General features: G+C 57.9%; 10 protein-coding genes. 8 read left to right on the top strand and 2 right to left on the bottom strand.

What is annotated here, in order from left to right; all coding sequences use genetic code 11:
* Positions 1 to 512: YdcF family protein (locus ABF824_RS13490; protein WP_415489525.1), on the bottom strand; the 512-nt coding region annotated here is incomplete at its 3' end.
* A gap of 129 nt (positions 513 to 641) precedes the next feature.
* Here ABF824_RS13490 and ABF824_RS13485 point away from each other — a divergent pair.
* The 8 genes from ABF824_RS13485 to ABF824_RS13450 all read left to right on the top strand — a co-directional run bounded on the left by ABF824_RS13485 (position 642) and on the right by ABF824_RS13450 (position 10,282).
* Positions 642 to 1,217 carry a nicotinamidase gene (locus tag ABF824_RS13485; protein ID WP_415489524.1) on the top strand — a complete coding sequence of 192 codons (576 nt, stop codon included), beginning with the start codon at positions 642 to 644 and terminating at the stop codon, positions 1,215 to 1,217.
* A 62-nt stretch (positions 1,218 to 1,279) separates the two neighbouring features.
* A complete protein-coding gene (locus ABF824_RS13480; RefSeq protein WP_415489523.1) occupies positions 1,280 to 2,425 on the top strand; it encodes a BMP family ABC transporter substrate-binding protein in 1,146 nt (381 codons plus the stop codon).
* 13 nt (positions 2,426 to 2,438) lie between these two features.
* Positions 2,439 to 3,992, top strand: a complete 1,554-nt coding sequence (locus ABF824_RS13475) for an ABC transporter ATP-binding protein (protein ID WP_415489526.1) — start codon at positions 2,439 to 2,441, stop codon at positions 3,990 to 3,992.
* The gene (locus ABF824_RS13470; RefSeq protein WP_415489522.1) at positions 3,989 to 5,053 is read left to right on the top strand and encodes an ABC transporter permease; all 1,065 of its coding nucleotides are present in this window, start codon (positions 3,989 to 3,991) and stop codon (positions 5,051 to 5,053) included. The genes ABF824_RS13475 and ABF824_RS13470 overlap by 4 nt, the downstream gene beginning before the upstream one ends.
* Complete coding sequence (locus ABF824_RS13465) at positions 5,050 to 5,988, top strand: ABC transporter permease (RefSeq protein ID WP_415489521.1); 939 nt, start codon at positions 5,050 to 5,052, stop codon at positions 5,986 to 5,988. The genes ABF824_RS13470 and ABF824_RS13465 overlap by 4 nt, the downstream gene beginning before the upstream one ends.
* Before the next feature lie 73 nt (positions 5,989 to 6,061).
* The gene (locus ABF824_RS13460) at positions 6,062 to 7,063 is read left to right on the top strand and encodes a Gfo/Idh/MocA family protein (protein WP_415489520.1); all 1,002 of its coding nucleotides are present in this window, start codon (positions 6,062 to 6,064) and stop codon (positions 7,061 to 7,063) included.
* A 281-nt stretch (positions 7,064 to 7,344) separates the two neighbouring features.
* Complete coding sequence (locus ABF824_RS13455) at positions 7,345 to 9,234, top strand: ribonucleoside-diphosphate reductase subunit alpha (protein ID WP_415489519.1); 1,890 nt, start codon at positions 7,345 to 7,347, stop codon at positions 9,232 to 9,234.
* A 52-nt stretch (positions 9,235 to 9,286) separates the two neighbouring features.
* Positions 9,287 to 10,282 carry a ribonucleotide-diphosphate reductase subunit beta gene (locus ABF824_RS13450; protein WP_415489518.1) on the top strand — a complete coding sequence of 332 codons (996 nt, stop codon included), beginning with the start codon at positions 9,287 to 9,289 and terminating at the stop codon, positions 10,280 to 10,282.
* A 441-nt stretch (positions 10,283 to 10,723) separates the two neighbouring features.
* Here the strand turns inward: ABF824_RS13450 and ABF824_RS13445 are convergent, their stop codons facing one another.
* Entirely contained in the window at positions 10,724 to 11,149 is a 426-nt protein-coding gene (locus ABF824_RS13445; RefSeq protein ID WP_415489517.1) for an RcnB family protein, read from the bottom strand.
* Positions 11,150 to 11,568: the final 419 nt, after the last annotated feature.

Raw genomic sequence — 11,568 nt, 5'->3', positions numbered from 1 at the left:
TAGCTGTCCGTTGCGTTTTCCCGTGTTGTTCGTGACTGGTTTTCATAAATCACCCGGTCATCGGGCAATCCCAGTCCTTCGAACAAAATGCGCACCCATTTCGCTTCGTTGGTGATGCCTTGCTCTATGTCTCCTGATCCGCCTGTGAAGACGAGTTTCGCCTCAGGGTAGCGGCGCGCCAGCGTGACGAAGGTGGTCAGGCGATCGCCAGCAGCCCCTGTCACGGGGGTTTGTCTGTCCTCGCTCGTAAGGTCGTCTATCGAACCACCCAGCACGATAATGCCGTCGACATGAGCGGGTGGGATGCGTACCTGCGGAAAACGGTCTTCAATAGGCCGAATGGCCCACTGGTCGACGGGGAAGAAAAGACAGAGGGCAAATCCAAGCGCCGAAAGCGTTACCAAGGCACGGCCAATGAGGAAGCGATGCAGCAGCAGACCAATCAGCAGCATTTCGACCAGCAGGGCCGAGGGCATCATGGTCATGGACAGGATTTTGCCGATAACGAACAAGGCGGGCGCTCCGAAAGGCTGTGGCGAAAGCCCTCCGCCCTTAGTCCTGAACCTGAGATGGGGCAATGATCATGGTCATTGCCTAGCAAAGGAAGGGACAGCCGAAGGCGCTTACGTTATCCTTTCACCATGACCAGAATTTCCATTGCCGACGCGCTGCTGATCATCGATGTGCAGAATGATTTTCTGCCGGGTGGTGCGCTGGCTGTGCCTGATGGGGATGCTGTCATCGCGCCCATCAACCGCTTGATGGAACTGCCGTTCGGTGCCCTTGTGGCGACCCAGGATTGGCACCCCGCCGCGCATTGTTCCTTCGTGGGGCAGGGCGGCGAGTGGCCTGCACATTGTGTCGCGGGCAGCCAGGGTGCTGCGCTGGCGGATGGGCTGGATCGACGGTCTCTTACACTGACCTTGCAAAAAGGCACGTCCCAAGCAGTGGATAGCTATTCCGCCTTTATCGAAAATGACCGTGTGACCCACACGATTCTTGAGGAATGGCTTAGGGAGCGGAACATCCGGCGGGTATTCGTGACAGGCCTGGCGCTGGATTACTGCGTCATGGCCACGGCAATAGACGCGCGTGCGTGCGGCTTCGAAAGCTTTATCGTGCTGGATGCATGTCGGGGGATCGGACCAGAAGACGTGGCCATTGCCCGCGCGCAGCGAGCTGGGATCAAATTGCTGAAAGAACAGGATTTATCTTGACGTTCAGTCGGGTGTCCAACAACTGTGTCGGAACGTGAACGAAACAAGCGGAAAGGCACAGGGTGACAGGCTGGGAGAGCAGAAAGACAGGTCGGTTACCAAGCAGGCGTGCCGTGTTGGCGGGGCTGGGTGCCTGTGCAGGCAGTGCCTTCTGGCGACCGGGATTGCTGCGTGCGGAGGGGCGTATGGGGCATGAAGCCCCCGGTCTTCCACCAGTCCGGGAGGAGGATGCCCTTATTGCATTCGGTCATACCGGACCGATCACCGACGGTGGCTGGACGACGGCGCATGACCGTGGTGTGCAGGCTGTGCGACAGGCCTTTCCGAAGTTGCGCACCGTCTATGTCGAGAGTGTGCCTTATTCCGCCGATGCCACGCGCATCTTTCGCCAGTTTGTGGCGGAGGGAGCGAACATGGTGTTCAGCACGTCCAACTATGGCGATTTCATCCGCGATGTGGCTATCCGCGCACCGAATGTAGCGTTTCTCGAATGTGACGGTGTGAACGTGACCGACAATCTTGGCTGGTATTATGTCACGCATTGGTATCCGAGCTATATCATCGGCATTGCCGCCGGCCTGATGACGAAAACCAACAGGCTTGGATATATCGGCACCTTTCCCATTCCCTCCGTCTATGCCAGCGCCAATGCGACACTGCTTGGAGCGCAGTCGGTCAATCGGGCCGTCACCATGCACGCGGTCGCCATCAATTCGTGGTTCGACCCGCAGGCGGCGGCACAGGCTGCAACCGCTCTGGTCGATAGTGGTTGCGATTTTCTCTGTGGGATCACGGATGACCCTGCTTATCTCCGCGTGGCGGAAAGCCGGGGGATCAAGGCGGCCATGTGGAACCTCGACATGCGGCGTTTTGGCCCGAATGCTTACGTCAGTGCCGTGGTGCTGGATTTCGCCGCCTTCTACGTCGAGCAGGTGCGCGCCCGGCTCAACGGAACGTGGAAGTCCGGCGCGCATTTCCTCACACTGGGGCACGGCACCGATCGGGATGGATGGGGACAGAGCGTCCCGGAAGATATCCGGATGCGGGCTGACGCCATGCGGGATCGTATACTCGCGGGTTACACACCTTTTCAGGGCCCGATCCGTGACAATAACGGGACTATCCGCGTTCCGGCAGGCAAGGTGATGGACGACAACGCAATTTACGGCTGGGACTGGGGCGTGCAGGGGATGACGGGTCTTGGTTGACGCGACGACACGGATGCACGCGCACAGCCTGCCCAGTGGCACGCCGCCGGTGCTGCAACTTCTCGGTGTGTCCAAATACTTTCCCGGTGTCATCGCCAACGAGGCGGTCGATCTCGATGTGCGCCCCGGCGAAATTCTCGGACTTCTTGGTGAGAATGGAGCCGGAAAATCCACTCTGATGAATATCGTCACCGGTATTTATCAGGCGGACGCGGGAGAGATCATCCTCGATGGTTACGGCGCTGAATTCACCTCGCCGCAGGACGCGATCCGTGCCGGGATCGGCATGGTGCACCAGCACTTCAAACTGGTGCCTGCCTTCACCGTGGCTGAGAACATCCATCTTGGCTGGAACGAAACGCCGAAATGGACGTCCCGTTCGGTGCTGGAAGCACGGACCCGCGCCTTGTCGGAGCGGTTCGGCTTCCCGGTCGATCCTGCTGCACGTGTGGAATCGCTTTCTGCTGGCGAGCAGCAGCGTGTGGAGATTCTGCGCGTGCTGTCCCGTGAGGCGCGTCTGCTGATTCTCGATGAGCCGACCGCCGTGCTGACGCCGCAGGAAACGCGGGAACTGTTTGCGGCTTTGGAGGCGTTTCGCGCCAAGGGCAACGCGGTGATTATCATCAGTCACAAGCTGGACGAGGTGATGGACATCACCGATCGCGTGACCGTCCTGCGTGCGGGGCGCAAGATCGGTACATGGGATACGGCTGACTGCTCGCCGGAGATGCTGGCCGCCACGATGGTGGGGCATGAAGTGCCGCGGGAGAATCTGCACGCGCGCCCGGTTGGCGCAGCACCCGTAAGTGCGAAACCGGTTATCAGTCTCCGTGACGTGACCGTGCGGGACGCACGCGGAGTGGAACAGCTTTCGGATGTCACGCTGGATATTTTCGGCGGCGAGATTTTTGGCATTGCCGGTGTGGCGGGTAATGGCCAGCGGGAACTGACGGAGGTTCTGACCGGTCTGATTACGCCTTCTGCTGGCGCATTGCTTCTGGATGGAGATGCTGCCCCGAAGGATGCGGCTGCCTTTGCCAAGGCAGGCGTGGGGCACATTCCGCAGGATCGGCTGAACAGCGCCCTCGCACCTTCGCTTGATATCACGGACAACATGGCGTTGCGCGAATACGCCATGCCGCCCATTGGCAATGGCCCCTGGTACAGTGCCGGGGCAGCGCGCGTGCTGGCCGACGACATTGCTTCGACAGCGGAAGTGCGCATTCCCGATTTTTCCATGCCGGTCCGTAACCTGTCAGGCGGCAATCAGCAGCGCCTTGTCGCGCGGCGTGAAATACGGATCGCCAGCCGTCTTCTGGTGGCGGCTTACCCAAGCCGTGGGCTCGATATCGGTGCCATTGCCGCGATGCATGGCTATTTCACCGCATTGCGGGATCAGGGCGTTGCGGTCGTGGTGGTCTCCGAGGATCTGGGCGAGTTGCTGAATCTGTCGGACCGTCTTGGCGTGCTGTGCGGGGGGCGGCTGATGGCGGTGCTTGATGCGAAAGAGGCTGATATCGAGCGTATAGGTCTGCTGATGGCCGGACGTGATGGGGCGCGATCATGAGTCGGTTTCAGCGGTTTCCCACCGCCTCTTCCCGTCGAGTTCTCGTGTGTCGGGCCATTGCCCTTCTGCTGGCGCTGGCGCTCGTGAGTCTGGTTCTGGCGATGTCCGGTCGCGACATTGGCGAACTCGGACGACTGGTGGTTGCATCCACGATCGGCTCGCGATTCGGTCTGGAAGATCTCGCACTCTTCATGACGCCTCTGCTTCTGACAGGCAGCGCCGTGACCGTCACCCGACGGATGGGGTTATGGAATATTGGTGGTGAGGGGCAGTTCTATCTGGGCGCCGTGGGTGCCACAGGTGTGGGGCTTTTCGTGCATGGCCCGGCGATTCTGATCCTTCCCCTTATGGCGGTTGTGGCGATGCTGTGCGGCATGGTGTGGATTCTCCTGCCTGCTCTGGCGCGCGCGTTCGCCAATGTGAACGAGATCATCACCACGCTCCTCCTCAATTTCGTGGCGAGCCTGCTGGTCTACTGGCTGGCGACGGGCCCGTGGCGGGACCGGGTAACGGGGGCGCTGGCGTCCACGGAACGGCTGCCCGTGACGATTCCCGACATGTGGGGCGTGGTGCATTGGGGCTTTCCGCTCGCGCTTCTGATCGTATGCGGACTGGCGGCGATCATGTCCGTGACCCGGTGGGGGTATGAGGTGCGCATCAGCGGGGCGAGCGCGGGCGTCGCCCGTTATGTCGGCATGCCGGTCAAGGTCCGTATCGTGTCGGCCATGTTGCTGTCGGGAGCGCTGGCCGCGCTGGCAGGCATGTTTGAAGTCGCCGGAACGGTGCATCGCCTTCAGGGCGGCATGGCCGACAATTTTGGTTATCTGGGGATTGTTGTGGCCGTGCTGGCGCGCGGTTCCTGTCTCGCCGTGATCCCGTCCGCCCTTCTGATGGCATTGATTCTCGACGTGGGAATCGTGCTCCAGACGCAGCAGGTCGCGGCAACGGCGGTGCTAGCCATCACGGGGCTGGTTCTCCTGTTTGTCGCCATCGCCGATGAGTGTGCCCACTACCGTCCGGTCGTTTCCACCACGTCCGCTGCCGCACGGAGGCCATCATGATTGCGATGCTGACTGCTCTTCTCTCGACCGCCGTGCTTAGCGGCGCCGTATTGGCAATCGCCTCTGTGGGAGAAGTGCTGGCCGAACGGGCCGGTGTGGTGGATCTTGGCGTGGAAGGGCTGATGTCGATGGGAGCCGCTACGGCGGTTCTGGTGGCGATTGAAACCGGAAATCCGTGGATCGCCTTACTGGCGGCCATGGTCGTCGGAGCGCTCGGCGGGATGGTGTTTGCATCCGCTGCCGTCCTCGCGCAGGCAAGTCAGGTGTTGTGTGGGCTGGCGACCACCTTTCTCGGTGTGGGGCTATCGGCTGCCATCGGTCATTCCGTTGCGGGGCAGCCGGTCTCAGCCGTGTTCCAGCCTGTCGCGATTCCGGTCCTCTCCGCGATTCCCGTGATCGGCCCCGCGTTCTTCAGCCAGAATCTGCTGATTGTCCCTGCTTACATTCTGCTGCCCGCCGCTCTGCACTGGATGCTGTTTTACACCCGACATGGGATGAATGTACGGGCTGTGGGTGAGAATCCGGCAGCGGCGGATGCGGCGGGCATATCGGTCCGGGCGATTCGGTTCTGGTATGTCACGGCTGGCGCGGCTCTTGCCGGAGCTGCCGGGGCGTATCTCAGTCTCGCGATGATTCCGAGCTGGTCCGAGGGTATGGTGGCCGGGCGGGGATGGATTGCCGTCGCTCTGGTGATCTTCGCAGGCTTCCGGCCTTTCAATGCGGCTGCCGGTGGTCTGCTGTTTGGGCTGATCAGCGCCATCGGTTTTCTGGGGCAGGCGCGTGGTTGGCCTGTTGCGGCGCCGATTCTAAACATGCTGCCCTATCTGGGAACGCTACTGTTCATCATGCTACCGGCCGTGATTCGGCGGGTGGGGCGCTCCGGTGGCGAGGCTCCGGCGTCGCTGGGGGAGGCATATTATCGTTCCGTGCGATAGGTGATCTGCGCGTGAAGCGTTTCCATTCGTGCGTTGGCGTGCTTCTGTGCCGCAACAGTTTCAGAGGCTAGGCATGGTACAGGGCAATTCTTCGGCAACGTTGCGTGTGGGGCTTGTGGGGTGCGGACATTTCGGGCGGTTCCACGCTTTGAAATCCGCCGCTGCGTCACGTGAGACGCTGGTGGGGTTGTTCGATCCGGACTTTGCCAAGGCTGGTGCGCTTGCAAAGGAGGCGCATACAACTGCCTTTGACGACCTCGATGAGCTGTTTGCTCAGGTTCAGGCCGTCATCATCGCTGCGCCCGCGGAGATGCATTTCGAACTGGCTGCGCAGGCTTTGCGGGCAGGGAAGCACGTGCTGGTTGAAAAGCCGATGGCGGCCACGCTGGCGGAAGCCGATGAGCTGGTGACGCTGGCCCGTAACGCGGGCAAGGTGCTGCAGGTCGGCCATCTCCTGCGTTATTCGGCGGAATATGAAGCCATCACGGACCGAATCAAACGTCCTCTCTATATAGAAGCGACGCGCATTGCGCCGTTCAAACCGCGTGGCACCGATGTTTCAGTGATTCTGGATCTGATGATCCATGATCTCGATCTGATTCTCGCCATTGTCGAAAGCCCGATCGAGCAGGTGGATGCAGTGGGGGCTGCGGTCAGTTCCGAACATGAGGACATCGCCAACGCGCGTGTACGATTCGTTAACGGATGTGTGGCCACCATCACGGCCAGCCGGATTTCGCTCAAGACCGAGCGCAAGATGCGGCTGTTTTCGGAGGAGGGGTATCTTTCCGCCGATTTTGGCAAGCGGGAGCTGGTCATGATCGGACGGGAGAAAGGCATGCCTCTGCCGGGAACGGGTGGTTTTCGCCGAGAGGCCGCATCGTGGAAAGAGCATGATTCTCTTGAAGCCGAGCACCGCGCCTTCGCAGCGTCCTGTCTTGACGGTGCGCCTGTGGTGGTCGATGCACAGGCCGGGCGCCGGGCATTGGAGGCGGCGCTGGCCGTCGGAGCGGGTATCTCCGAATCACGGCAGCGTATGGAGCTGTCGGGGCTGCTGGGGCAGATCGACCGTTAAAGGCTGGAAAAACAGCGGGATATTTTTCTGGCCGTCTTCGGCCTTGAAATCAGAACAAAATCAGAACAAAATTTCGATTGAAATGACATGAAGCAGGAAGCGCAGAAAGCTGCGACTCTTGCGGTCGTCAATCTTTTTTTTGCCTCTTTACCCTATATCTTGTGCTGGCGTTCGAATTGCTTACCGCATATTGTGTTGCCGCAGGACGACGATAAGTCTGTCTCTACCCCACCGATCTAGCGATTTCCGACTTTGTGGAGCCGAAAAGAGTGAGCCTGACCATGTCCGATCTCCACCCCGTCTCCCGTGTTGTTGGTGGCGAAGACGAAGGCACACTTTTCGAGCCTGATATGCTGGATGATATTGTGCAGTTGCCGGGTCATCACCCGGTGCGGGTGGATCGCTCCCGCGATGCGCTGCTGACCGACTTTGGCAAAGCGACGCTCAACAACCGTTACCTTCTTCCTGAAGAAGGCTATCAGGATCTCTTCGCGCGTGTTGCTTCCTATTATGGTGCGGATGCTGCGCATGCGCAGCGGCTGTACGATTACATTTCCCGCCACTGGTTCATGCCAGCGACGCCCGTTCTGTCCAACGGCGGCACCACCCGAGGTCTGCCCATTTCCTGCTTCCTGAATGAAGCGGATGACAGTCTGGAAGGTATTGTTGGCCTGTGGAACGAGAATGTCTGGCTGGCCTCGAAAGGTGGCGGCATTGGTTCCTACTGGGGCAACCTTCGTTCCATTGGTGAAAATGTCGGGCGGAACGGCAAGACATCGGGCGTGATCCCGTTCATCCGGGTGATGGACAGTCTTACACTCGCGATCTCTCAGGGGTCACTGCGTCGTGGGTCCGCCGCTGTGTATCTGCCGGTATGGCATCCGGAGATCGAGGAGTTTATCGAACTCCGTCGTCCGACAGGTGGTGACCCCAACCGCAAGGCGCTGAATCTTCATCATGGCGTTCTCATCCCGGACGCATTCATGCGCGCCGTAGAAGCCGATGAAGAGTGGGCCCTGCTGTCACCGAAGGATCATTCGGTCATTCGCAAGATTTCCGCCCGTTCGCTGTGGATTCGTATCCTCACGGCCCGCATGGAACAGGGTGAGCCGTACATTGTTTACTCCGATCACGTGAACAATGCGCGTCCCGAGCATCACAAGCTGGCCGGACTGGAGGTGAAGACTTCCAATCTCTGTTCGGAAATCACATTGCCGACGGGCATTGACCAGCACGGCAAGGATCGCACGGCAGTCTGCTGCCTGTCTTCGCTCAATCTTGAGACGTGGGACGAATGGCACGACAATCCGCAGTTTATCGCGGATGTCATGCTGTTTCTCGACAACGTGCTGCAGGACTTCATTGAGCGTGCGCCGAAGGAAATGCATCGGGCAACCTACGCCGCCATGCGGGAACGCTCCGTTGGTCTTGGCGTGATGGGCTTTCATTCCTTCCTGCAGGCGCGGAATGTTCCATTCGAAAGTGTAATCGCGAAGGTATGGAACAAGAAGATATTCAAGCATATCCGGGAACAGGCAGACGTCGCTTCTAGGAAATTGGCCGATCTGCGTGGACCATGCCCGGATGCGGCTGAATATGGCGTGCATGAGCGGTTTTCGAACAAGCTGGCCATTGCACCGACGGCATCGATTTCGATCATTGCGGGGAATGCGAGCCCGGGCATCGAGCCGATTGCGGCCAATGTATTTCTGCAGAAAACCCTTTCTGGTTCTTTCTCGGTTCGCAACCGTCATCTGAAGCAGCTTCTGGCTGCAAAAGGGCACGACACGGAAGCTGTCTGGTCATCGATCACATTGACACAGGGCAGTGTGCAGCATCTCGACTTCCTGACGCAGGATGAAAAAGATGTTTTCAAGACGGCGTTTGAACTGGATCAGCGCTGGATTGTCGAGCACGCTGCTGACCGTGCGCCGTTCATCTGTCAGGCCCAGTCGGTCAATCTTTTCCTGCCAGCCAATGTCCACAAGCGTGATCTTCATCAGATTCATTACATGGCATGGAAGAAGGGCGTTAAGTCGCTCTACTACTGTCGCTCCCTGTCGATCCAGCGTGCTGACACGGTGAGTAATGTGGCGGAGAAACAGAAGATCGATGTTGGAGCGGCGCAGGACGGTAGTACGAATTATGAAGAATGTCTCGCCTGCCAATAATCCGGCCTGTCTGCGTGGCTGAGTAAATTATCAAATAAATATGGGTGCTGTGATGTCAACGCAGGAAAAGTTTGATCTTCTGACCGCCAATCCGGTCTACAAGCCTTTCCGTTATCCGTGGGCGTATGATGCGTGGCTGACGCAGCAGCGTGTTCACTGGCTACCGGAAGAAGTGCCGCTGGCCGATGATGTAAAGGACTGGCATCGCGTTCTGAATGAAGGCGAACGTCATCTGGTTACGCAGATTTTCCGCTTCTTCACGCAGTCGGACGTAGAAGTGAATAACTGCTACATGAAGAAATACAGTCAGGTTTTCAAACCGACTGAAGTCCTCATGATGCTGTCGGCCTTCTCGAACATCGAAACGATTCATATCGCGGCTTACAGCCATCTTCTTGATACGATCGGAATGCCGGAAACGGAGTATTCCGCTTTTCTCAAATACAAGGAGATGAAGGACAAATACGATTACATGCAGACGTTCTCGGTGGAGAATAAGCATGAAATCGCCAAAACCCTTGCTGCTTTCGGTGCTTTTACCGAAGGTCTGCAGCTGTTCGCATCCTTCGCCATCCTGCTCAACTTTCCGCGCTTCAACAAACTGAAGGGCATGGGGCAGATTGTTAGTTGGTCAGTGCGTGATGAGACATTGCACTGTCTCTCCATGGCGCGGTTGTTCCGGACATTCGTGTCGGAAAATCCGGAAATCTGGACCGAGCATCTGCGTAACGAGATCACGGAAATCTGCCGTGTGATTGTCGAGCATGAAGATGCGTTTATTGATTTGGCTTTCGAAGCGGGGCCAGTTGAAGGTCTCACGCCCGACGACGTGAAGGCTTATATCCGTTTCATCGCGGATCGTAGGCTCGGTCAGATCGGCCTCGACCCGATTTACGGTGCATTGGAAAACAACCCGCTTCCGTGGGTGGATGACATGCTCAATGCCGTCGAGCATGCAAATTTCTTCGAGAACCGCTCAACGGAATACAGTCGTGCTTCGACAACCGGCTCGTGGGAAGAGGCTTTCGAAGCGAACGTTTTTGAATAAAGGCAGAAGCGACGCGATTTCGCTCCTGCCTCATGCTGTGATCAGGTGGAATGGATTACGGTCGACGCTGTGATGATCTTGCGGACGAAGGGCCTCCGCTTCAGGAGAGGCGAGCCCAGCGTTCCAATCGGCGCTTGTCACAGAGATTGCTTGCTATCGTTCACTCTGCCTGCGACCAGGGAGAGTGGGACGCGGCCCAGCGACTGCTTTTTATCGCTGAAGATCTAATGAGGCGTCGGGGAGAGTTCCAGGGAGCAAGCGGGCGGCATCTTCTGGAGCAGCTCCTGCTGGCTTATGAACGGGTCTGGGCCTTGCGGAAGAGCGGGGAAGCTGTTGTGCCTCCATCGCTCAATATGGATGCTTTTTCTATTCTACGTGACAGATTAACCGAACTTCCGGACAAAGCCTGAAAAGGCAATGTCCGGAAACTGAAAAACCGTGTTAGCGCGGGCCACCATTCATCACGCTGCCTGCAACCACGGCGGAAATGATGCCGGTTGCGATGGCAGTCAGCAGAAATTGGTCGCCAGCCTGTACCCAGCGATAACCATAAGGCGGGGCGTAAAGACCACGATACGACTGCCAGTTATCAATCCACGGATCTCCACCCCAGTAGCGCAGGCCCGGACGCCATCTATTGTTCATTGGTGGAGGAGGGGGACCGTAATTTGCCCGACCACCCATGCCGCGGCCACGATTATCAAAACCACGGTGATCGCCGGGTCCATCACCATAGCCGCCGCCCCGTCCGCCGCCGGGGCCACCCCCATCATGACGACCGCCACCCGGCATAGGCTGTGCCATTGCACAGACAGGCATACTCCCGACGATAGCCGCCAATACGAGAGCAATCGATTTAGTTTGCATGAAAAACACTCGTTTCCTGTTATCGCCTCTTACCAGTAGCATGGCTCCCATGGTGGTATTGGGGCAAATCTGTTGCATTCTTTTGCTGGCTGCGAGGCGCAGTCCCCAGATTGGAGGAAAATCCGGTTTTTGTCTATGCTAATCAATGCTTTATAGATGTATCAGCGCTCTCTGTGCTGTCCGTATTTTAATGTTTCCCGTGCGCATGAAGAAAACATGAACCGTTTGTGAGAAGCACGGGGTATTTTAAGAAGTCCTTCCCATTTAGCGACTGTATCTTCCTAAGTTTTTATTCAAGGGAGTCGATGCCGCGCTACAATAGAGACTTGTTTTATTGATCATTCTTTCCTGGCATTTTAAATTGAAAAAATAATATTTTTTGGTCTTGGGAATTGTTTGAATTTTTTTTTGTTTTGTTT

The organism is Acetobacter sp. (assembly GCF_047721705.1).
Classification (GTDB): domain Bacteria; phylum Pseudomonadota; class Alphaproteobacteria; order Acetobacterales; family Acetobacteraceae; genus Acetobacter.
This window is presented reverse-complemented; position numbering and strand designations above follow the sequence as displayed.